Source organism: Pseudomonas sp. zfem005 (genome assembly GCF_032621735.1).
In the GTDB taxonomy this organism is placed as follows: Bacteria; Pseudomonadota; Gammaproteobacteria; order Pseudomonadales; family Pseudomonadaceae; genus Metapseudomonas; species Metapseudomonas solani.
In genome coordinates, this window is sequence record NZ_JAVYJE010000021.1 from 1 (window position 1) to 23,677 (window position 23,677).

Genomic DNA, 23,677 nt, shown 5'->3' on the forward strand with positions numbered 1-23,677 from the left:
ACTGCGTTCGGCCTCCTGGAGGGGCGTTGGCGGCTGCTCCAACTTTCTTCGTCCAGCGCATCACCACAGGTGCGCACGGGCTTTCGTAGGATGGTGTAGAGCGAAGCGAAACCCATGCGGTGGAGGTGGCGCAAACCCTCGGGCGCCCGAAAAGGGCCGTGCTTGAGCGCCTGCGTTAAAATCACAACAGCTAACGCAGACAGAGCCAATGAATTCGCTCCCACGAGGTGGGCATGCGTGTGGGCTGCAAGGTTGCTTGGTGGATGAGAAGAGCGCCATCCACCCTACACACCGGTTGGCTTCGTGGTTCGGGCTGGGCACGGTGCCGTAGGTTGGCGCCGAGCGCCGCGAGGCCCAACGCAGCGATGTTCGGCCCCGCTGCAGGCCCTTCCCGTGGGAGCGGCTTGAGCCGCGAAAGAGCTGCCGCAGGCACTGGGTCACGAGTTGGCCGGACACTCCATCGCGAATGAATTCGCTCCTACAACAAGTGGTGCCACACCCGACGGCACCAACCGTGGTAAATCGCAGGCAAGAAAAAGCCCCGCTTATGCGGGGCTTTGGGTCGACGTGCCTGGCGTCAGGCGGCGAGGGCGCGTTGGGCGCGATCGATCACCTGCTGAAGCTGGCTGGAGTTGCTGTACTGCTCCGGGTAGATGCGCTGGCTGTGGCAGGCGACACCGTACTCGCTGACGATGGTGAAGCTGAAGCCGCCCTTGCGGGAAGGCGCGGTGATCTGACACTGGAGCGGCGCAAATGCGCGGGTAAGGGTGGTAATGGCTTGTTCGGCCTGGTGGTGGATAGTCATATTGTTAGGTCCTGCAAAGTGCGGCAATCAGGCCGCGTAATAAAACTCCGAATCCGTCGCCCACCTTGGGCACACCGGATGATCCTTATCGGAGCGAATGAGCTGGCGGAAAGTTCCGCCTGTGAGCGGAGCGTGCCAGCCAAGTACTTTGGATGCCAGGTTGTAATCGTGGGCAAGGTTCCGGCCCGGTGATTGTCCTGATCAGACTTCTGGATGGGAGGCCAGGACGAATGCGCTGCCAGTGATTGGCGGGAGGCATGGGTCAGGTAACCATCGAGGAGACCGGCGTCGCGATGCGCATGAGAAGCGCTGGCTGCGACTGGCCGGATTGACTTACAGCTTGGTACTAGGTGCGCGATCATACGGCAAGCTCCGTTGATTGGATAGGGCCACCCGGGCCCAGATGTATCCGAATCTTTCCTTTTTCTACCCCTTCTTCATGACAATCCGTCGATTCTGCTTCCCGCCCCTGTGACCGCCCAGCGGACGCGTCCGATTCGCGGGCAAAAAAAAGCAGCTCGGGGGGGGAGCTGCATATTGGCCAAAGGGGGGGAGTGGCCATGGGAGGAGCATGCAATCTGGGGTGACTCAGCCCTTGCTCGGCTGCACGTCGCGGATGGCGTTGGACATCCGTTGATCCTGTTTCAGCAGCGCCCGGCGGACCTTGGCCAACTGCTCGGGCGGCAGGCCGCTCTTGCCGAACATCTCCAGGGCGAACTGGCGGACCTGCGCATCGGTGTAGGGCGTTTCCTCGCTGTGTTGCGGCGAGGCGCAGCCAGCGAGCGCGAGGGTGGCGAGCAGGGCGATGAGTGCGATCGACGTGTGCATCTGGCCCTCCTGTTCGGCTGTCTGCGTTGCGATGGGCGCAGATTAGCCAAGCGGCGGTCGGGGCAGAAATCATCAGGCTTGATAGTGATTATCGGGGCAGCGCATCGCGCGCCGCAGAGGGCGCCGCCAGGCTGGCGGCGCCCGGAAGGGTCAGCGGTTGACGTCCACCACCACGCGGCCACGCACGCGGCCCTCGAGTAGTTCGCTGGCGCTGAGCACGGCCTCGCCGAGGCCGATCTCGCTGGTGATCTCGTCCAGCAGCGCCAGGTCGAGGTCACGCACCAGGCGGTCCCAGGCCTCGATGCGGTCGGCGCGTGGGCGCATCACGCTGTCGATGCCGGCCAGGGTCACGCCGCGCAGGATGAAGGGCGCGACGCTGGCGGGGAAGTCCATGCCCTGGGCCAGGCCACAGGCGGCAACGGCGCCGCCGTAGCGGATGCCGGCGCAGACGTTGGCCAGGGTGTGGCTGCCGACCGAGTCGATGGCGCCGGCCCAGCGCTCCTTGCCCAGCGGGCGGTCGGGTTCGGCGAGGCTGGCACGGTCGATGATCTCGCGGGCACCCAGGCGCTTGAGGTAGTCCGCTTCCTGCGGTCGGCCGGTGGAGGCCGCCACCTGGTAGCCGAGGCGGGCGAGCAGGGCGATGGCGAAGCTGCCGACACCGCCGTTGGCGCCGGTCACCAGCACCTGGCCCTTGTCCGGGGTCACGCCGTTGCGCTCCAGGGCCAGCACCGAAAGCATCGCGGTGTAGCCGGCGGTGCCGATGGCCATCGCCTGGCGCGGGGTGAAGCCGGCCGGCAGCGGGATCAGCCAGTCGGCCTTGAGACGCGCCTTCTGGGCCAGGCCGCCCCAGTGGGTCTCGCCCACGCCCCAGCCGTTGAGCAGCACCTTGTCACCGACCTTGAAGGCGGGGCTGTCGCTGGCCTCCACCGTGCCGGCCAGGTCGATGCCGGCGACCATGGGGAAGCTGCGCACCACCGGGCCCTTGCCGGTGATGGCCAGGCCGTCCTTGTAGTTCAGGGTGCTGTAGTCGACCTTCACGGTGACCTCGCCCGCGGGCAGTTGCGCCTCGTCCAGCTCGGCCAAACTGGCGCGGTAGCCGCTGTCGTCCTTGTCGATCAGGATGCCTTTGAACATCGGGTGTCTCCTCGTGCAGAACCTATGGAAAGAGACGGGCTAGCGGGGCAGCCCGGCGATAAATCCTTGGATGAAGCAGTCCAGCGGCCCGTTGTCCCGCACCAGCCGGGCGCGCAGCACGGCGCCTTCCCAGCCGATCCAGAAGAACGCCGCCCAGTGCGCGCAATCCGTCTCCGAGGCCAGCTCGCCCTCGGCCTTGGCCGCCTCCAGGCACAGCGCCAGGCGCTGCTGCCAGCTGAGCAGGATGGCCTCCAGGGATTCGCGGAAGGCCTCCGGCAACTGGGTCACCTCCTGGCCCAGGTTGCCCACCAGGCAGCCGCGGCGGTACTCGAAGCGCTGCATGCCGGCCTTGGCCTCCTCGACGAAGGCGGCGATGCGCACCAGAGGCGGGCGCGACGCGTCCAGCAGGCAGCGGTCGAGCTTGCGCGCGAAGTAGCCGGCGTAGTTCTCCAGCACCGCGTGGCCGAAGTCTTCCTTGCTCTGGAAGTAGTGATAGAACGAGCCCTTGGGCACGCCGACGCGGCTCAGCACCGTGTCGATGCCGGTGCTGAGAAAGCCCTGTTCGGTGAGGATTTCGGTGCCGCAACGCACCAGGCGTCGCGGGTGTCGAGGTTGCCGCGGGCGACCTTGGGTGGCCGGCCGCGACGGGGCGGAGGAGTGGAATCGGTCATGGCGGGGGATATTAGACCGACTGTCTAGAAAATCAATGGCGGGTGCGCCGCATTGCTCGCACCCGCCTCGCGCTGCCCCTTTATTCGGCGGCAACGAGCTGGCGGATCGCCTGCTCGAAATACTCCGCCGGCTGGCCACCGCTGATCAGGTGGCGACCGTTGAGGATCACCGAGGGCACCGAGCGGATGCCGTGGCTGGTGTAGAAGTTCTCCTCCTCGCGCACCTCCTCGGCGAAGCGGCCGGATTCCAGCACCTCGCGCGCCGCCTCGGCGTCCAGCCCGGCGGCAGCGGCCACCTCCACCAGCACTGTGCGGTCGCTGGGGTTGCGCCCCTCGGTGAAGTAGGCGGCCAGCAGGCCCTGCTTGAGTTCCAGCTGGCGCCCCTCGAGCTCCGCCCAGTGCAGCAGGCGGTGGGCGTCGAAGGTGTTGTAGATGCGCCCGCGCGCCTGCATGTCGAAGCGGAAGCCCACCTCGGCGCCACGCTGGCGGATGTGCTCGCGGTTGGCGGCCACCTGTTCCGGTGTGCTGCCGTACTTCTGCTGGATGTGCTCGACGATGTCCTGGCCCTCGGGCGGCATGTCCGGGTTCAGCTCGAAGGGCTTGAAGGCCAGCTCCACCCGCACCTCGTCGCCGAGGTTGGCGATGGCCTGCTGCAACGCGCCCAGGCCCACCGCGCACCAGGGGCAGACCACGTCGGATACGAAGTCGATGCTGATGGTCTTGCTCATGGGAAATGCTCCGGTGATGGAAAGATGCCGCCCAGTCTATGCCTCGAAGGCGTGCACGGCGACGCATCGCACGACTGTCATCGGCGCGGGTTAAAAAAACACCGCCCCGGCAGCGCCTCGCAGCTTGCGTCGGCGGCATCTTCAACCATGCTTGGTAATCCACCCCGGCTGCTGCGCCGCTCGTGTCCCCGAGCGGCCGTGCCGTTCCCGTCCGATCCCATCCCCGACCATTACGAGGTGTAGACAATGGCCCGCGCGACCCCCATCAACCGCTACCGCAACATCGGCATCGTGGCCCACGTGGATGCGGGCAAGACCACCACCACCGAGCGGATCCTGTTCTACACCGGGGTCAACCACAAGATGGGCGAAGTGCACGACGGCGCCGCCACCATGGACTGGATGGTGCAGGAGCAGGAACGCGGCATCACCATCACCTCGGCCGCCACCACCGCCTTCTGGTCGGGCTCGGCCAAGCAGTTCGACAAGTACCGCTTCAACATCATCGACACCCCCGGGCACGTCGACTTCACCATCGAGGTGGAACGCTCCCTGCGCGTGCTCGACGGCGCGGTGGTGGTGTTCAGCGGCGCCGACGGCGTCGAGCCGCAGTCGGAAACCGTATGGCGCCAGGCCAACAAGTACGGCGTGCCGCGCATCGCCTACGTCAACAAGATGGACCGCGCCGGCGCCAACTTCCTCTGGGTGGTCGGGCAGATCAAGCAGCGCCTCGGCCACACCCCGGTGCCCATCCAGCTGCCCATCGGCGCCGAAGAGAACTTCGAAGGCCAGATCGACCTGCTGAAGATGAAGGCCATCTACTGGAACGACGCCGACCAGGGCACCAGCTTCCGCGAGGAGGAGATCCCCGCCAACCTGCTGGCCGAGGCCGAAGAGTGGCGCGAGAAGCTGGTGGAAGCCGCCGCCGAGGCCAGCGAAGAGCTGATGAACAAATACCTCGAAGGCGAGGCGCTGAGCATCGAAGAGATCAAGGCCGGCCTGCGCCAGCGCACCATCGCCTGCGAGATCGTCCCTGCCGTGCTCGGCTCGTCCTTCAAGAACAAGGGCGTGCCCCTGGTGCTGGACGCGGTGATCGAACTGCTGCCGGCGCCCATCGAGATCCCCGCCATCAAGGGCACCCACCCGGACGACGAAAACCGCCACGACGAGCGCCATGCCGACGACGACGAACCCTTCTCGGCCCTGGCCTTCAAGATCGCCACCGACCCCTTCGTCGGCACCCTGACCTTCACCCGCGTGTACTCCGGCGTACTCAGCTCCGGCGACTCGATCCTCAACTCGGTCAAGGGCAAGAAGGAGCGCGTCGGCCGCATGGTGCAGATGCACGCCAACACCCGCGAGGAGATCAAGGAGGTACGCGCCGGCGACATCGCCGCGCTGATCGGCATGAAGGACGTCACCACCGGCGACACCCTCTGCGACCTCGACAAGCCGATCATCCTCGAACGCATGGACTTCCCCGAACCGGTGATCTCGGTGGCGGTGGAGCCCAAGACCAAGGCCGACCAGGAGAAGATGGGCATCGCCCTCGGCAAGCTGGCCCAGGAAGACCCGTCCTTCCGCGTGCGCTCGGACGAGGAATCCGGCCAGACCATCATCTCCGGCATGGGCGAGCTGCACCTGGACATCCTCATCGACCGCATGAAGCGCGAGTTCAACGTCGAGGCCAACATCGGCAAGCCCCAGGTCGCCTACCGCGAGAAAATCCGCAACAAGTGCGAGATCGAAGGCAAGTTCGTCCGCCAGTCCGGCGGTCGCGGCCAGTTCGGCCACTGCTGGATCCGCTTCGAACCGGGCGAGGACGGCAAGGACACCCTCGAGTTCGTCAACGAAGTGGTGGGCGGCGTGATCCCGCGCGAATACATCCCGGCGATCCAGAAAGGCATCGAGGAGCAGATGAAGAACGGCGTGCTCGCCGGCTACCCGCTGCTCGGCCTCAAGGCCACGGTGTTCGATGGCTCCTACCACGACGTCGACTCCAACGAGATGGCGTTCAAGATCGCCGCCTCCATGGCCACCAAGCAGCTGGCGCAGAAGGGCGGCGCGGTGCTGCTGGAGCCGATCATGAAGGTCGAGGTGGTCACCCCCGAGGACTACATGGGCGACGTCATGGGCGACCTCAACCGCCGCCGCGGCCTGATCCAGGGCATGGACGAAGCGCCGGCCGGGCGCATCATCCGCGCCGAGGTGCCGCTGGGCGAGATGTTCGGCTACGCCACCGACGTGCGCTCCATGTCCCAGGGCCGCGCCAGCTACTCCATGGAGTTCTCCAAGTACGCCGAAGCCCCCGCCAACATCGCCGAGACCATCGTCAAGAAACAGGGCTAGCCCCTGCGCGCGGCCCTCTCTCCATGAGAGGGCCGCCTCTGTAGCCCGGGCTTCAGCCCGGGAGTCCCTCGCGCGAAAGCTCAAACTGCCAGATGCCAAGATGGGTCATGCGTTGGTACGTACCATCTGCTTGTTGCACACCATCCCGACTTTGGTGAGGGATGGAGAAGTCATGTTGTGACCTAGTCTGCCAGTGCCCAGATTGGGCACCTGCCTGGCTCGCAAGAGCCCTCACAACATGGAGTGTGAAAATGAAGATGAACCCTGCTCGTCCGCTCTTCGCTCTGCTTTCAACCCTTGCCATTGCGCCCGTTGCCTTCGCCCAGGTATTACCTGCTGGGTCCACATTCACGGGTGGCGGCCTGGTTGATTTCAGAGGTGGGCCGCTCCTCGTCGTCAAAGGCTGTTCGATGAGCCTTAGCGGCCAGACTGACTCGAATGGATCGAATGTAATGGTCGTCAATTCGGTCTCGTTCTCGGGTAACTCGATCTGCCAATCCATCGTACCTAAGGGACTGCCTTGGAAACTGGAGGCCACGAGCCTGACTACCATGGCTATCACGGGCGTAGATATGACGTTCCTTGGAATCAATTGCGGCGGGTCTGCCTCCACCGTCGTTCAAGGTTCGTGGAGTAACTCCGCAGGATTCAGTGCTGTGAACCAAAGCGTGGCGAACTGCAGGTTCGACAGTCTGCAATTCACTACCTCACCGCAGCTCACAGTCCAGTAACCCCGAGAGCCTCCCATCGAGCTTTGTATCAGGATCCGAGTGCGTTGCCCTTCGGGTAACGCACCGGTGCTTTGCATGCACGCTCCGATCCATAGCACATAGAGAAAACCCGCACCCACCGCCACGACCACCGGCGAAATTCCCCTAATTTTCCCTCGCGCCCCGACGTCATCTGTTGCACAGACCTCCCATTTCGCGAGCCTCCCATGCCCCAGCACAACCCCCTGTCGAACCTCTCGCTGCCCGATGGGCGCAGCCTCGGTGCCGACGAAACCGACACCCGCCTGCACCTGACCCTCGATGGCCAGCCGCTGATCGACCTGGCGCTGCAACGCGGCGCTGAACTGCGCTTGCAGGTGCTCGGTACATCGCCATCCGTGCAGGCCCTGCACGCCGCCTGCTACTGGTTGCTGGCCCGCGACCCGGCCTGCCAACGGCTGCACTGGCAACTGCCGCAAGCCCCCGCCGAGGCCCTGGCCAGCGGCCTGCTGGTGGCGGCCGGGGCAGGGGAGTACCGCTGCGAGCGTGGCCAGTTCTGGCAGCTGCCGGCACCCTGGATCACTGCCGCCAGCCCCTACCCGGAGCGCATGGTCATCAGCGACGGCAAGCGCCACCCGCAGCGGCCGCCCAAGCCCACCGGCGAGCTCTACCGTCGTTTCGACGCGCGCCTGGGCAGCTGGATCTCCCTGCGCGCGCTGGATATCGACAGCGACCTGGAGCGCTTCAACCGCTGGCAGAACTCGCCCCGCGTGCTGGCGTTCTGGCAGGAGGGCGGCGACCTCGACCAGCACCGCGCCTACCTGCAGAAGCTGCACGACGACCCCCATGCGCTGACCCTGATCGGCTGCTTCGACGACCAGCCCTTCGCCTACTTCGAAGCCTATTGGGCCAAGGAAGACCGCATCGCGCCGTTCTATGCAGTGGACGACTACGACCGGGGCATCCACATGCTGGTGGGTGAGGACAGTCATCGCGGCCCGCACAAGGTGGCCAGCTGGCTGGCGGCGCTGACCCACTTCCTGTTCCTCGACGACCCGCGCACCCGCCGCGTGGTGGCCGAACCCCGTGCCGACAACGCGCGGATGATCGGCCACATGCAGAACCTGGGTTACTACCGGGAGAAGGAATTCGACTTCCCGCACAAGCGCGCCGCGCTCATGGCCATCGGCCGCGAACGCTTCTTCGATCATTGCGTGCTGGCCTGAGGCCGAACCGCGTTCTCAATACGTAGCCCGGCCTTCAGCCCGGGACCGGCGTCGAAGGAGTCCCCGGGCTGAGGTCCGAGCTACTAGGTAGAGGTTCGCCCCAGGTGCGAGTCGCACCCGGGGCGGCAAACGGGGGAGAGGTCAGGCGGATTTTTCGCTGCGTTCCTGGTCGTTGCCGGCGGCCTTCTCGGCTTCGGCACGGGTCACCTTGCGGCAGTGCACCAGGGCATCGCGGATCATGAAGTTGACCAGGGTCGGCGAGACGCCCAGCTCCTTGGCGATGTCCTTCTGCGGCACGCCGTGCAGGCGGTACATCTCGAAGGCATAGCGGGTACGCGCCGGCAACTCGGCCAGGGCATCGGCGATGTGCTCGAGGGTCGCGTAGTTGATGTGCGAGGTCTCGGGCGAAGCACCCTGGGTGACCACCACGTTGAGCCCTTCCTCCTCGGTGCCGGAGTACTTCTGCTCCAGCGCCTGCTTGCGGTAATGGTCGATGGCCAGGTTACGCACGATCTGGAACAGGTAGCTGAGCTGCGCCTTGAACGACGAGGTGATCTGCGGGGCGGACTGCAGCCTGAAGAACGCATCCTGCACCACATCCTCGGCGCGGGAGCGGCATCCGGTGATACGCGCGGCGATCTTCACAAGGATCGTGCGGTTATCGATGAATGCCTGGAGTAAGGGTGAATCGCACCTGCTTGTGGACAGTTGATCCGTCATGGAAATCACCTTGCGCTTGGGTAGGCAAAGGGCGCCGGAAAAAGGGCGACCTGTTCAGCGGGGTAACAAATTATGTCCAATGATAATCATTGTCAAATGCGATGAATAATTAATATGCATATATCCGAAGAAGAGCACGGAAAGGCTTCAGGGCTGTTGCAGCCCCGCCCCGCGAAGACCCTTCCGATCGACGGTGAAAGCGCTCCCGGCCCCGGGAAATTCCGTTAATTATTTTCCGTCTCCATCCGTTCTCCTCTGTGAAAGCGCGGGCAGCTGGCCCCGCTGCAACGGTTTCGCAGACAGGAGAACGACATGGTTTTCGATCGTGACGATGTGATCTTCCAGGTGGTCATCAACCAGGAGGAGCAGTACTCGATCTGGCCGGACTACAAGGCCATCCCCGCCGGCTGGCGCGCCGCCGGCAAAAGCGGCCTGAAGAAGGACTGCCTCGAGTTCATCGAGCAGAACTGGACCGACATGCGCCCGCTGAGCCTGCGGCAGAAGATGGACCAGGACAAAGTGGTGGCCTGAGGTGGACGCGCCGATCAGCTTGCGTCTGTTCTGCCTGCCGTATTCCGGCGCCAGCGCCATGACCTACAACCGCTGGCGGCGCATCCTGCCCGCCTGGCTGGTGGTGCAGCCGCTGGAGCTGCCCGGGCGCGGCATGCGCATGGACGAGCCGCTGCACACCCGGCTCGACACGCTGGTGGCGCAGCTCGCCCGCGAAGTCGCGCCCCAGGTGCAGCAGCCCTACGCGCTGTTCGGCCACAGCCTCGGCGGGTTGCTCGCCTTCGAGCTGGCCCACGCCCTGCGTGACAAGGGGCTGCCCGAGCCCCTGGCGCTGTTCCCCTCGGCCACCGCCGGCCCAGCCCGGCGCAATGTCGATGATTACCGCGAAGCCAAGAGCGACGCCGAACTCATCGCCAAGCTGCGCAACCTCCAGGGTACCCCCGAGGAGGCCCTCGCCAACGAGGAGCTGTTGCGCCTGACGCTGCCCATCCTGCGGGCCGACTTCCTCGTCGCCGGCAGCTACACCTACCGCCGGCGCCAGCCGCTGCAGGCGCCCATCCACGTGCTCGGCGGCAAGGCCGACGAACTGCGCGTGGACGAACTGCTGGACTGGCAGGAAGAGACCGCCACCGGCTTCTCCCTCGACATGTTCGAGGGGCACCACTTCTTCCTCCAGCAACAGGAAGCCGCCGTGCTGCGCACCCTCAAGCGCTACGCCGAGCAGCACCTGTTGCGCCTGCGCACCCGCCCCCTGCGCCAGGTACCACTGGCGGCCGGCTGAGCCGCCTGGCGCGGCCGTCTGCCGGCTGCGCCCCTTCGCTGTTCCGAACCCCGAATTCAAGCCGCACTAGGCAGGACGACAACATGATGGACGCCTTCGAACTCCCCAGCACCCTGGTCCAGGCCCTGCAGCGCCGCGCTGCCGAGCAGCCGGAACGCATCGCCCTGCGTTTTCTCGAGGACGAAGGCGACGGCGTGGTCATCAGCTACCGGGAGCTGGACCAGCGCGCCCGCGTGATCGCCGCCGCCCTGCAGGCGGAAGCGGAGTTCGGCGACCGCGCGGTGCTGCTGTTCGACAGCGGCCCGGATTACGTCGCGGCGTTCTTCGGCTGCCTCTACGCCGGCGTCATCGCCGTGCCGGCCTACCCGCCGGAGTCCGCGCGACGCCATCACCAGCTGCGCCTGCTGTCGATCATCGACGACGCCGAGCCGGCCCTGGTGCTGACCAGCGCCGCCCTGCGCGAACCCCTGCAGCAGATGAACCAGGAGCTCGGCGCCGCCGGCCCGGTGCTGCTCTGTGTCGACGGCTTGCAAGCCGAGCTGGCCGCTGCCTGGCACGAGCCGGTGCTGGCCGCCGACGACATCGCCTTCCTGCAGTACACCTCCGGCTCCACTTCGCTGCCCAAGGGCGTGCAGGTCAGCCACGGCAACCTGGTGGCCAACGAACTGCTGATCCGCCGCGGCTTCGGCATCGGCGCCGACGACGTGATCGTCAGCTGGCTGCCGCTCTACCACGACATGGGCCTGATCGGCGGCCTGCTGCAACCCATCTTCAGCGGCGTGCCCTGCGTGCTCATGTCGCCGCGCTACTTCCTCGAACGCCCGGTGCGCTGGCTGGAAGCCATCGCCCAATACGGCGGCACCGTCAGCGGCGGCCCCGACTTCGCCTACCGCCTGTGCTGCGAGCGGGTCAGCGCGGCAGCCCTGGCGCGCCTCGACCTCAGCGGCTGGCGCGTGGCCTTCTCCGGCTCCGAGCCGATCCGCCAGGACAGCCTCGAACGCTTCGCCGGCAAGTTCGCCGCCTGCGGCTTCGACGCCGCCAGCTTCCTCGCCTGCTACGGCCTGGCCGAGGCCACCCTGTTCGTCACCGGCGGTGTGCGCGGCCAGGGCATTCCGGCCCTCGGCGTGGACGGCGCCGCGCTGGCGCAGAACCGCATCGAACCAGGCGCCGACAGCTTGCTGCTGAGCTGTGGCTTCGGCCAGCCCGAGCACGCCGTGATGATCGTCGAGCCGGCCACCGGCGCCGCGCTCGGCGAGAACCAGGTGGGCGAGATCTGGGCCAGCGGGCCGAGCATCGCCCACGGCTACTGGCGCAACCCGGAAGCCACCGCCAAGGCCTTCGTCGACCGCGAGGGCACCAGCTGGCTGCGTACCGGCGACCTGGGCTTCAAGCGCGACGGCGAGCTGTTCGTCAGCGGCCGCCTCAAGGACATGCTCATCGTCCGTGGCCACAACCTCTACCCGCAGGACATCGAGCGCACCGTCGAGACCGAGGTGGAGCTGGTGCGCAAGGGTCGCGTCGCCGCCTTCGCCGTCGAACAGGACGGCGAGGAGGGCATCGGCATCGCCGTGGAGATCGGCCGCAGCGTGCAGAAGGCCCATGCGCCGGAAACCCTGATCCGCATGATCCGCCAGGCCGTGGCCGAAGCCTGCCAGGAGGCGCCGCGCGTGGTGGTGCTGCTCAACCCCGGCGCGCTGCCCAAGACCTCCAGCGGCAAGCTGCAGCGCTCCGCCTGCCGCAGCGGCCTGGAAGACGGCAGCCTCGACGCCTACGCCTGCTTCCCCGCCATCGACTCCAGTGCCGCGTCTGTCGCTCCGGCTGAAGCTGCTGGCGAGCTGCAACAGCGCATCGCCGCCATCTGGGCCGAGCAGTTGCAGGTGCCGGCAATGAATGCCGACGACAGCTTCTTCCTGCTGGGCGGCAACTCCATCGGCGCCGCCCAGGTGATGGCGCGCCTGCGTGACGAACTGGGCCTGGAGCTGGAACTGCGCCAGCTCTTCGAAGCCCGCTCCCTGGCCGAATTCACCGCTGCCGTGCAGGCCCAGCAGGCCGCCGGTGCACCGCGCCAGGGCGCCATCCCGCGCCTGCCGCGCAACCAGGACCTGCCGCAATCCCCCGCGCAGAACCGCCTCTGGTTCCTCTGGCAGCTGGACCCGCAGAGTGCCGCCTACAACATCCCCGGCGGCCTGCGCCTGCGTGGCGAGCTGGACGAAGGCGCCGTGCTGCGCAGCTTCCAGCAACTGGTGCAGCGCCATGAAGCGCTGCGCACCCGCTTCCTCGAACGGGACGGCGTCGCCCTGCAACGCATCCTGCCGTCCCTGGAGCTGAGCCTGTCGCGCATCGACCTCAGCCACCTCGACGGCGCCGAGCGCGACGCCCGTGTCGCCCAGCTGCGTGAAGAGGAAGCCCAGGTGCCCTTCGACCTGGAGCAGGGGCCGCTGCTGCGCCTGACCCTGGTGCGCCTGGACGATGAACAGCACCAGCTCTGGCTGACCCTGCACCACATAGTCGCCGACGGCTGGTCGTTGAACCTGCTGCTGGAGGAATTCTCCCGCCTCTACGGCGCCGCCTGCGGTGGCCCCGCAGCGGACTTGGCGCCCTTGCCCCTGGGCTACGCCGACTTCGCCGCCTGGCAGCGCCAGTGGCTGGCCGACGGCGAGGCCGAGCGCCAACTGGCCTGGTGGCGCGAGCAACTGGGCGACGAGGCCCCGGCCCTGCAACTGCCCACCGATCGCCCGCGCGGCGCCCAGCGCAGCCACGGTGCCGCGCGCCACAGCCTGCGCCTGGACGACGACCTGGCCAAGGCCCTGCGTGGGCTGGCCCAGGCCGAGCATTCCACCCTGTTCATGGTGCTGCTGGCAGCCTTCCAGGGCCTGCTGTTCCGCCTCAGCGGGCAGGCGGACATCCGCATCGGCGTGCCCGGCGCCAACCGCCAGCGCCTGGAAACCCAGGGCCTGGTGGGCTTCTTCATCAACACCCTGGTGCTGCGTGGCCAGCTCGATGGCCGCCGCACCTTCAGTGCACTGCTGGCCGAGGCCCGCGAGGCCGCCCTCGGCGCCCAGGCGCACCAGGACCTGCCCTTCGATCGCCTGGTGGACGCCCTCGGCGCCGAGCCATTCCAGGTCATGTTCAACCACCAGCAGCGTGACCTCTCGGCGCTGCGGCGCCTGCCCGGCCTGCTCGCCGACGAGCTGCCCTGGCACAGCCGCGAAGCCAAGTTCGACCTGCAGCTGCACAGCGAGGAAGACGCCCGTGGCCGCCTGATCCTGGCCTTCGACTACGCCACCGAGCTGTTCGACGCCGGCAGCGTGCGCCGCCTGGCCGAGCGCTTCGTCAGCCTGCTGCGCCAGGTCGCCGAGCAACCGTCGCAGGCCCTGGGTGATATCCAGTTGCTGGACGAGGCCGAGCGCAGCCAACTGGCCGGCTGGGCGCGCGCACCCCAGCCTGCAGCCACGCGCTGGTTGCCGGACCTGTTGGAGCAGCAAGCTGCCACCGCCCCGCAACGTGTCGTGCTGCAGTGGGCCAAGGGGCAACTGGACAGCGCCACGTTGCACCGCCGCGCCAACCGCCTGGCCCACCGCCTGCAAGCCCTCGGCGTCGGCCCCGACGTGCCGGTGGCCATCGCCGCCGAGCGCTCGCCCGAGCTGCTGGTCGGCCTGCTGGCCATCATCAAGGCCGGCGGCGCCTATGTACCGCTGGACGTCGACTACCCCCGCGACCGCATCGCCTACATGCTGCAGGACTGCGGCGCGCGCCTGCTGCTGACCCAATCGCACCTGGTGGAGCGCCTGCCCATCCACGACGGCGTCAGCGCCATCGCCCTGGACCGCGAGGAGGGCGGTTGGCCCGAGCGCGCGCCGACCTCCGGCGTGCACGGCGACAACCTCGCCTATGTCATCTACACCTCCGGTTCCACCGGCCAGCCCAAGGGCGTCGGCAACACCCATGCCGCCCTGGCCGAGCGCCTGGCCTGGATGCAGGCGCACTACCGCCTGGACGCCAGCGACGTGCTGCTGCAGAAGGCGCCGGTGAGCTTCGACGTTTCCGTCTGGGAATGCTTCTGGCCGCTGATCACCGAGGCACGCCTGGTGCTGGCCGCCCCCGGCGAGCACCGCGACCCGCGCCGCCTGGTGCAGCTGGTGCGCGAGCACGGCGTGACCACGCTGCACTTCGTGCCGCCGCTGCTGCAGCTGTTCATCGAGGAGGAGGGGGTTGGCGAATGCAACTCCCTGCGTCGCCTGTTCTCCGGTGGCGAGGCGCTGCCTGCAGCCCTGCGCGACCGGGTGCTGGAGCGCCTGCCGGCAGTGCGCCTGGACAACCGCTACGGCCCCACCGAAACCGCCATCAACGTCACCCACTGGCAATGCCGCAGTGATGACGGCGAGCGCTCGCCCATCGGCCAGCCCCTGGGCAATGTGCTCTGCCACGTACTGGATGCCGAACTCTCGGCACTGCCGGTCGGTGTGCCGGGCGAGCTGTGCATCGGTGGCGCCGGCCTCGCCCGTGGCTACCTGGGCCGCGCGGCGCTGACCGCCGAACGCTTCGTGCCCGATCCCTTCGGCGAACCGGGCGCACGCCTGTACCGCACCGGTGACCGCGCCCGCTGGGGCACCGATGGCGCCCTGGAGTACCTCGGCCGCCTCGACAGCCAGGTCAAGCTGCGCGGCTTCCGCGTCGAGCCCGAGGAGATCCGTGCCCGCCTGCTGGCCCAGCCCGGTGTCGGCCAGGCGGTGGTGGTGTTGCGCGACGGCCCCGGCGGCCCGCGCCTGGTGGGCTACTACTGCGCCAACGGCGCCGCCGAGGATGAAACCCGGCAGACCGAGCGCCTGCTGCAGGCCCTGCGTGACGAGCTGCCGGAGTACATGGTGCCGGCGCAACTGATGCGCCTGGACGCACTGCCGGTCGGCCCCAGCGGCAAGCTGGACCGCCGCGCGCTGCCCGAGCCCGCCTGGCAGCAAGCCGAGCACCGCGAGCCGGCCACCGAGCTGGAGCAACGGGTCGCCGCCATCTGGCGCGAGGTGCTGGGCATCCAGCGCATTGGCCTGGACGACGACTTCTTCGCCCTCGGCGGCCACTCGCTGCTGGCCACCCAGATCGTCTCCCGCACCCGCCAGGCCTGCGACGTCGAGCTGCCGCTGCGCGCGTTGTTCGAGGCCAGCACCTTGGCCGGTTTCTGCGCCGAAGTGGCGCGCATCCAGGCCAGCGGCCAGGTGGACAGCCAGGGCGTGATCGCCCGCGTCGACCGCAGCCGCCCGGTGCCGCTGTCCTATTCCCAGCAGCGCATGTGGTTCCTCTGGCAGCTGGAGCCGGACAGCCCCGCCTACAACGTCGGTGGCCTGGCGCGCCTCAGCGGCCCGCTGGACGTGGCCCGCTTCGAGGCGGCCCTGCAGGCCCTGGTGCAGCGCCACGAGACCCTGCGCACCACCTTCCCCAGCGAGAACGGCGTGCCTCGCCAGCAGGTGGCCGAGCAATCGAACCTGGTCATGGGCTGGGAGGATTTTTCCGCCCTGGATGCCGACACCCGCCAGGCCCGCCTGCAGGCGCTGGCCGATGACGAGGCACACCGGCCCTTCGACCTGGAGACCGGCCCGCTGCTGCGGGTGGTGATGGTCAAGGGCGGCGAGCGCGAGCACCACCTGGTGGTGACCCTGCACCACATCGTCACCGAAGGCTGGGCGATGGACATCTTCGCCCGCGAGCTGGGCGCGCTCTACGAGGCCTTCCTCGACGACCGCGAATCGCCCCTGGCGCCCTTGCCGGTGCAGTACCTCGACTACAGCGCCTGGCAGCGCCAATGGCTGGAAGGCGGCGAGCGCCAGCGCCAGCTGGACTACTGGACGGCCCAGCTGGGCCGCGAGCACCCGCTGCTGGAGCTGCCGACGGACCGCCCACGCCCGCCGGCCCAGAGCCACCGGGGCGAGCTCTACCGCTTCGACCTACCGGCCGCACTGGCCGAGCGCGTGCGCGCCTTCAACGCGGCCAACGGCCTGACCCTGTTCATGACCATGACCGCCACCCTGGCTGTGCTGCTGCACCGCTACAGCGGCCAGCAGGACCTGCGCATCGGCGCGCCGGTGGCCAACCGCATCCGCCCGGAAAGCGAGGGGCTGATCGGCGCCTTCCTCAACACCCAGGTGCTGCGTTGCCAGCTCGACGGGCAGATGAGCGTCGCCGCGCTGCTGGAGCAGGTGCGCCACACCGTGATCGAGGGCCAGTCGCACCAGGACCTGCCCTTCGACCAGCTCGTCGAGGCCCTGCAGCCGCCGCGCAGCAGCGCCTACAACCCGCTGTTCCAGGTGATGTGCAACGTGCAGCGCTGGGAGTTCCAGCAAACCCGCGAGCTGGCCGGTATGACGGTGGAGTACATCGCCAACGACGCCCGCGCCACCAAGTTCGACTTGAACCTGGAGGTCACCGACCTCGACCATCGCCTCGGCTGCTGCTTCACCTACAGCTCCGACCTGTTCGACGAGCCGCGCATCGCGCGCATGGCCACCCACCTGTGCAACCTGCTGGAAGCGCTGCTGGGCGACCCCGAACAGCGCCTCGCTGAACTGCCGCTGCTGAGTGACGACGAGCGCCTGGCGCAGCTCGCCAGCCTGGGCGAGGAGCCCGGCGAGCACCGCCTCGACGGCAGCATCCATCGTCTCTTCGCCGAGCAGGCCGCGCGTACGCCCACGGCCCCGGCGCTGACCTTCGCCGGGGAAACCCTCGACTACGCCACCCTGGATGCCCGCGCCAACCGCCTGGCCCACCTGCTGCGCGAGCGTGGCGTCGGCCCCGAGGTGCGCGTCGGCCTGGCCCTGGAGCGTTCGGCGGCCATGGTGGTCGGCCTGCTGGCCATCCTCAAGGCCGGCGGCGCCTACGTGCCGCTGGACCCGGAATACCCCACCGAACGCCTGCACTACATGATCGAGGACAGCGGCATCGTCCTGCTGCTGGGCCAGGCCGCGCTGTTCGACACCCTCGGCGAGCTGCCGGCCGGCGTCGGCCGCTGGTGCCAGGAGGAGGACGAGGCCGCGCTGGCCGCTTACCCCGCCAGCGCGCCGGTGGACCTCGCACGGCCGCAGCACCAGGCGTACCTCATCTACACCTCCGGCTCCACCGGCAAGCCCAAGGGCGTGGCGGTCAGCCACGGCGAGATCGCCATGCACTGCCAGGCGGTGATCCGCCGCTTCGGCATGCGCGCCGACGACTGCGAGCTGCACTTCTATTCCATCAACTTCGACGCCGCCAGCGAGCGCCTGCTGACGCCGTTGCTCTGTGGCGCGCGTCTGGTGCTGCGGGCCCAGGGCCAGTGGGGTGCCGAGGACATCTGCCAGCTGATCCGCGAGCAGGGCGTGACCATCCTCGGCTTCACCCCCAGCTACGGCAGCCAGCTGGCCCAGTGGCTCGGCGCGCGGGGCGAGACCCTGCCGGTGCGCCTGGTGATCACCGGGGGCGAGGCGCTCACCGCCGAACACCTGCAGCGCATCCGCGCGGGCTTCGCGCCCCAGGCCTTCTTCAACGCCTACGGCCCTACCGAGACGGTGGTGATGCCCCTGGCCGCCCTGGCCCCGGCGCAGCTGGAGGAGGGCGCCGCCAGCGTGCCCATCGGCCGCATGGTCGGTGCGCGGGTGGCCTGCATCCTCGATGCTGCTCTGGCCCTGGTGCCACCGGGCGCCATCGGCGAGCTCTATGTCGGCGGCGCCGGGCTTGCCCGTGGCTATCACCAGCGCCCGGGCCTCACCGCCGAACGCTTCGTGCCCAACCCCTTCGCCACCGATGGCGGGCGCCTGTACCGCACGGGCGATCTGGTGCGCCAGCGCGACGACGGCCAGCTGGAATACCTCGGCCGCATCGACCAGCAGGTGAAGGTGCGCGGCTTCCGCATCGAGCTGGGCGAGATCGAAGCGCGCCTGCTGGAGCACCCGGCGGTGCGCGAAACCGTGGTGCTGGCCCTGGACAGCCCCAGCGGCAAGCAGCTGGCCGGCTACGTCGCCTGCGCGGCAGCGGGCGAGGGCGCCGATGCGCAACAGGTGCTGCGCGAAACCCTCAAGGCGCACCTGCGCGCCCAGTTGCCGGAACACATGGTGCCCGCGCACCTGGTGCTGCTCGCCAGCCTGCCGCTGACCCCCAACGGCAAGCTCGACCGCCGCGCGCTGCCCGCGCCGGACCCGGAGCACAACCGCCAGCAGTACCTGGCACCGAGCAGCGAGCTGGAGCAAAGCCTGGCGGCCATCTGGCGCGAGGTGCTCAACGTCGAGCAGGTCGGGCTCGCCGACAACTTCTTCGAGCTGGGTGGCGACTCCATCCTGTCGATCCAGGTGGTCAGCCGTGCTCGCCAGCAGGGCATCCACTTCAGCCCGCGCGACCTGTTCCAGCACCAGACGGTGCAGACCCTGGCCGCCGTCGCCCGTCGCGAGGCGCTGACCCAGGTGGACCAGGGCCCGGTGACCGGCGCCATGCCGCTGACGCCCATCCAGCACTGGTTCTTCCAGCAGGCGCCGGAGAACGTCGCCCACTGGAACCAGTCGCTGCTGCTGGAAGCCGGCGAGCGCCTGGACGCCGGCCACCTGGAGCAGGCCCTGCAGTGCCTGGTGGAACACCACGACGCCCTGCGCCTGTCCTTCAGCCGTGACGGCGACATCTGGCAGGCCGAGCACCGTGCGCCCGCCAGCGAAGCCGATGGCCTGCTGTGGCAGGCACGGGTGGACGACTTCGCCGAGGCGGAAACCCTGCTGGCCGATGCCCAGCGCAGCCTCGACCTGGCCCAGGGCCCGCTGCTGCGTGCCCTGCTGCTGGAAGGCCCGGACGGCCGCCAGAAACTGCTGCTGGCCATCCACCACCTGGTGGTGGACGGCGTCTCCTGGCGCGTGTTGCTGGAAGACCTGCAAACCGCCTATCGCCAGCTGAAAACCGGGCAACCCCTGGCGCTGCCGGCGCGTACCAGCGCCTTCAAGCACTGGGGCGAACGCCTGGCGGCCTATGCCGGCAGCGAGCCCCTGCGCGAGGAACTGGGCTGGTGGCAGGCGCAGCTCGGCGGCCAGGACGCGCCGCTGCCCTGCGACCGCAACGCCGAACAGGACCTGGAGCGCGACGCCCAGCGCATCACCCTGCGCCTGGATGCCGAGCGCACCCGCCAACTGCTGCAACAGGCGTCCGCCGCCTACCGCACCCGCGTCGACGACCTGCTGCTCACCGCCCTGGCCCGCGTGCTGTGCCGCTGGGATTCGCGTGATTCGGTGCTCGTGCAGCTGGAAGGCCATGGCCGCGAACCGCTGTTCGACGACATCGACCTGAGCCGCACCGTCGGCTGGTTCACCAGTGCCTATGCGCTGCGCCTGGCGCCCGCCGACGGGCTCGGTGCCTCCATCAAGGCGATCAAGGAGCAGCTGCGCCAGGTGCCCCACAAGGGCCTCGGCTTCGGCGTGCTGCGTCACCTGGCCGACCCGATCACTCGCGCCGCCATGGCCGCGCTGCCGCCGGCGCGCATCACCTTCAACTACCTGGGCCAGTTCGATGGCAGCTTCGCCGAGGGCGCGCTGCTGCGCCCGCTGGAAGAGAGCGCCGGCCCGGCCCATGACGCCGACGCCACGCTGCCCAACTGGCTGAGCGTGGACGGCCAGGTGTTCGGCGGCGAACTGCTGCTCAACTGGACCTACAGCCAGACGCGCTACGACCGCGCCACGGTGCAGGGCCTCGGCGAGGCCTTCATCGCCGAGCTGCAGGGCCTGGTCGCCCATTGCCTGGAGGAGGGCGCTGGTGGCCCGACGCCGTCGGACTTCCCCCTGGCGCACCTGGCCCAGGAGCAGATCGACCAGCTGCCGGTGCCGGCCGCCGCCATCGACGACATCTACCCGCTGACGCCGATGCAGGAAGGGCTGCTGCTGCACACCCTGCTGGAGCCGGGCACCGGCATCTACTACATGCAGGACCGCTACCGCATCAACAGCGCGCTGGACGTCGAGCGCTTCACCCGCGCCTGGCGCGCCGTGGTGGCGCGGCACGAAGCGCTGCGCGCCTCCTTCGTGTGGAACGCCGGTGAAACCATGCTGCAGGTGATCCACAAGCCCGGCGCCACCGAGGTGGACCTGCTGGACTGGAGCGACCTGCCCGAAGAGGGTCACGAGGCGCGCCTGCAGGCGCTGCACCGCACGGAGCGCGAGGCCGGCTTCGACCTGCTGCACCAGCCGCCTTTCCACCTGCGCCTGATCCGCCTGGGCGAGGCGCGCTACTGGTTCATGATGAGCAACCACCACATCCTCATCGACGCCTGGTGCCGTGGCTTGCTGATGAGCGACTTCTTCGAGGTCTACGCCGCCCTGGGCGAGGGCCGCGAGCCGCAACTGCCGCTGGCGCCGCGCTACCGCGACTACATCGGCTGGCTGCAGCGCCAGGACCTGGGCCAGTCCCGCGCCTGGTGGCAGGGCAACCTGGCCGGTTTCGAGCGCACCACGCACCTGCCGAGCGACCGGCCGATCCTCCGCGAGCACGCCAACGACAGCGGCGGTATGCAGGTGGGCGACCGCATCACCCGCCTGGACGCCGCCGACGGTGCGCGTCTGCGGGAGCTGGCGCAGCGTCATCAGCTCACCGTCAACACCCTGGCCCAGGCCGCCTGGGCCCTGGTGCTGGCACGCTACAGCGGCGAGCGCGACCTGGTCTTCGGCGTCACCGTGGCCGGGCGCCCAGTGGGCCTGCCGGAGATGCAGCGCACCGTCGGCCTGTTCATCAACAGCATCGCCCTGCGGGTGAAGCTGCCCGCGCCGGGCCAGCGTCTGAGCGTGCGTGACTGGCTGCAGGGGCTGCTGGCCAGCAACCTGGAACTGCGCGAGCACGAATACCTGCCGCTGGTGGCCATCCAAGAATGCAGCGAGCTGCCCAAGGGCCAGCCGCTGTTCGACAGCCTCTTCGTGTTCGAGAACGCGCCGGTGGAAGTCTCGGTGCTGGACCGTGCGCAGAGCCTCTCCGCCAGCTCGGATTCCGGCCGCACCCACACCAACTTCCCGCTCACCGTGGTCTGCTACCCGGGCGACGACCTGGGCCTGCACCTGTCCTACGACCAGCGCTACTTCGAGGAAGCGACCATCGACCGCCTGCTGGGCGAGTTCAAGCGCCTGCTGCTGGCCCTCGGCGAGCGCATCGAAGGTGACATGAGCGAGCTGCCGTTGCTGGGCGAGGCCGAGCGTGAGCTGCTGCTCAACGGCGTCAACCACAGCGCCCGCGACTACCCGCTGGAGCAGGGCTATGTGCGCCTGTTCGAGGCCCGTGTGGCCGCGCACCCGCAGCGCATCGCCGCCCGCTGCCTCGACCGCCAGTGGAGCTACGCCGAACTGAACCGCCACGCCAACCGCCTGGGCCACGCCCTGGGCACCGCCGGCGTCGGCCTCGACCAGCCGGTGGCGCTGCTGGGCGAGCGTGGGCTCGACCTGCTGGGCATGATGGTCGGCACCTTCAAGGCCGGCGCCGGCTACCTGCCGCTGGACCCGGCGCTGCCCACGCCGCGCCTGACGCGCATCCTCGAACTCAGCCGCGCCCCGGCGCTGGTGACCACCCGCACCTGCCGCGACCAGGCGATGGCGTTGCTGGAGGAGCTCGGCTGCGGCCACCGTCCACGCCTGCTGGTGTGGGAGGACGTGCTGCAGGGCGCCTGGCCGGAGCAGGACCTGGGCATCCACAGCGGCCCGGATAACCTGGCCTACGTCATCTACACCTCCGGCTCCACCGGCCTGCCCAAGGGCGTGATGGTCGAGCAGGCCGGCATGCTCAACAACCAGCTGAGCAAGGTGCCGTACCTGGCGCTCACCGAGGCGGACGTGATCGCCCAGACCGCCTCGCAGAGCTTCGATATCTCGGTCTGGCAGTTCCTCGCCGCACCGCTGTTCGGCGCCTGCACCGAGATCGTCCCCAACGCCATCGCCCACGACCCGCAGGCGTTGCTGGCCCATGTGCGCGAACGCGGCATCACCGTGCTGGAAAGCGTGCCCTCGCTGATCCAGGGCATGCTCGCCGAGGACCGCGCCGTGCTCGGCGCCCTGCGCTGGATGCTGCCCACCGGTGAAGCCATGCCGCCGGAGCTGGCGCGCCAGTGGCTGGAGCGCTACCCGCAGGTGGGGCTGGTCAACGCCTACGGCCCGGCCGAGTGCTCGGACGACGTGGCCTTCTTCCGCGTCGATGCGGCCTCCACCGCAGGCACCTACCTGCCCATCGGCAGCCCCACCGACAACAACCGCCTGTACCTGCTGGACGACGCCTTCGAACTGGCCCCCCTGGGCGCCGTGGGCGAACTCTGCGTCGCCGGCACCGGCGTCGGCCGTGGCTATGTCGGCGACCCGCTGCGCACCGCCCAGGCCTTCGTGCCCAACCCCTTCGGCGCGCCGGGCGAACGCCTCTACCGCACCGGCGACCTGGCCCGGCGTCGCGCCGATGGCGTGCTGGAATACGTCGGCCGCGTCGACCACCAGGTGAAGATCCGCGGCTACCGCATCGAGCTGGGCGAGATCGAATCCCGCCTGTTCGAGCGGCCGGACGTGCGCGACGCCGCCGTCAGCGTGCAGGAAGGCCCCACCGGCAAATACCTGGTGGGCTACCTGGTGCCGCGCGAGGCCGAGCGTTTCGCCAGCGCCAGCTCGCCGGCCAGCCGCCTGGCGGAAGAGGGCGCCTGGTTCGAAGCCATCAAGCAGCAACTGCGCGGCGACCTGCCGGACTACATGGTGCCGCTGCACTGGCTGCTGCTCGACCGCCTGCCGCTGAACGCCAACGGCAAGCTCGACCGCAAGGCCCTGCCTCCCCTGGAATTCGGCCCGCTGCAGGCCCAGGACTACCTGGCCCCGCGCAGCGAACTGGAAACCACCCTGGCCGGCATCTGGGCCGAGGTGCTCAAGGTCGAACGGGTCGGCGTGCGCGACAACTTCTTCGAACTCGGCGGCCACTCCCTGCTCGCCACCCAGATTGCCTCCCGCGTGCAGAAAACCCTGCAACGCAACGTGCCCCTGCGGGCCATGTTCGAGTGCAGCACGGTGGAAGAACTGGCGAGCTACATCGACTCGCTGGAAGGCAGCGTCGTCACCGAAGAAAAGGCCGCGCGCCTGGAAGACCTGATGGCCAAGCTGGAGATGCTGTAACAGAGGCGGGGTACGCGGAGCGGGGAGGGCTCCGCGTGCTCTGGCTCGCTGCTTTCAAGGCACGCTCGGGGAATTTTCAGGTTCCCTGAACGGCTTCACATTATCCGCC

11 protein-coding genes and 1 pseudogene are annotated in these 23,677 nt (G+C 68.6%); 6 read left to right on the plus strand and 6 right to left on the minus strand.

What is annotated here, in order from left to right:
* Window positions 1–577 precede the first annotated feature (577 nt).
* The 5 genes and pseudogenes from RTW82_RS30785 to RTW82_RS30805 all read right to left on the minus strand — a co-directional run bounded on the left by RTW82_RS30785 (window position 578) and on the right by RTW82_RS30805 (window position 4,166).
* Window positions 578–805 (minus strand): hypothetical protein, encoded by a 228-nt coding sequence (locus RTW82_RS30785; RefSeq protein WP_263403738.1) that lies wholly within the window; start codon window positions 803–805, stop codon window positions 578–580.
* Window positions 806–1,393: 588 nt separating this feature from the next.
* The gene (locus tag RTW82_RS30790) at window positions 1,394–1,633 is read right to left on the minus strand and encodes a hypothetical protein (RefSeq protein WP_316927459.1); all 240 of its coding nucleotides are present in this window, start codon (window positions 1,631–1,633) and stop codon (window positions 1,394–1,396) included.
* A gap of 150 nt (window positions 1,634–1,783) precedes the next feature.
* Window positions 1,784–2,767, minus strand: coding sequence for an MDR family oxidoreductase (locus tag RTW82_RS30795; protein ID WP_316927460.1), 984 nt, complete (start codon window positions 2,765–2,767; stop codon window positions 1,784–1,786).
* A gap of 39 nt (window positions 2,768–2,806) precedes the next feature.
* Window positions 2,807–3,438: pseudogene (locus RTW82_RS30800) on the minus strand (TetR/AcrR family transcriptional regulator).
* An 80-nt stretch (window positions 3,439–3,518) separates the two neighbouring features.
* Entirely contained in the window at window positions 3,519–4,166 is a 648-nt protein-coding gene (locus RTW82_RS30805) for a DsbA family oxidoreductase (RefSeq protein WP_316927461.1), read from the minus strand.
* 246 nt (window positions 4,167–4,412) lie between these two features.
* Here RTW82_RS30805 and fusA point away from each other — a divergent pair, with 246 nt between their 5' ends.
* The 3 genes from fusA to RTW82_RS30820 all read left to right on the plus strand — a co-directional run bounded on the left by fusA (window position 4,413) and on the right by RTW82_RS30820 (window position 8,451).
* A complete protein-coding gene (fusA, locus tag RTW82_RS30810) occupies window positions 4,413–6,515 on the plus strand; it encodes an elongation factor G (protein ID WP_316927462.1) in 2,103 nt (700 codons plus the stop codon).
* A 251-nt stretch (window positions 6,516–6,766) separates the two neighbouring features.
* Window positions 6,767–7,246 (plus strand): hypothetical protein, encoded by a 480-nt coding sequence (locus RTW82_RS30815; RefSeq protein WP_316927463.1) that lies wholly within the window; start codon window positions 6,767–6,769, stop codon window positions 7,244–7,246.
* A 206-nt stretch (window positions 7,247–7,452) separates the two neighbouring features.
* Window positions 7,453–8,451: a GNAT family N-acetyltransferase gene (locus tag RTW82_RS30820; protein ID WP_316927464.1), complete on the plus strand. Its 999-nt coding sequence runs from the start codon at window positions 7,453–7,455 to the stop codon at window positions 8,449–8,451.
* Window positions 8,452–8,592: 141 nt separating this feature from the next.
* On the opposite strand, the gene RTW82_RS30825 is transcribed toward RTW82_RS30820, so the two are convergent.
* Window positions 8,593–9,171, minus strand: coding sequence for an RNA polymerase factor sigma-70 (locus RTW82_RS30825; protein ID WP_043244691.1), 579 nt, complete (start codon window positions 9,169–9,171; stop codon window positions 8,593–8,595).
* 312 nt (window positions 9,172–9,483) lie between these two features.
* Here RTW82_RS30825 and RTW82_RS30830 point away from each other — a divergent pair, with 312 nt between their 5' ends.
* The 3 genes from RTW82_RS30830 (at window position 9,484) to RTW82_RS30840 (ending at window position 23,568) form a co-directional block, all read left to right on the plus strand.
* A complete protein-coding gene (locus RTW82_RS30830; protein WP_021220748.1) occupies window positions 9,484–9,702 on the plus strand; it encodes an MbtH family protein in 219 nt (72 codons plus the stop codon).
* 1 nt (window position 9,703) lies between these two features.
* On the plus strand, window positions 9,704–10,462 hold the full coding sequence (locus RTW82_RS30835; protein ID WP_316927465.1) for a thioesterase II family protein: 759 nt from the start codon (window positions 9,704–9,706) through the stop codon (window positions 10,460–10,462).
* A gap of 83 nt (window positions 10,463–10,545) precedes the next feature.
* Entirely contained in the window at window positions 10,546–23,568 is a 13,023-nt protein-coding gene (locus RTW82_RS30840; RefSeq protein WP_316927466.1) for a non-ribosomal peptide synthase/polyketide synthase, read from the plus strand.
* Window positions 23,569–23,677 lie beyond the last annotated feature (109 nt).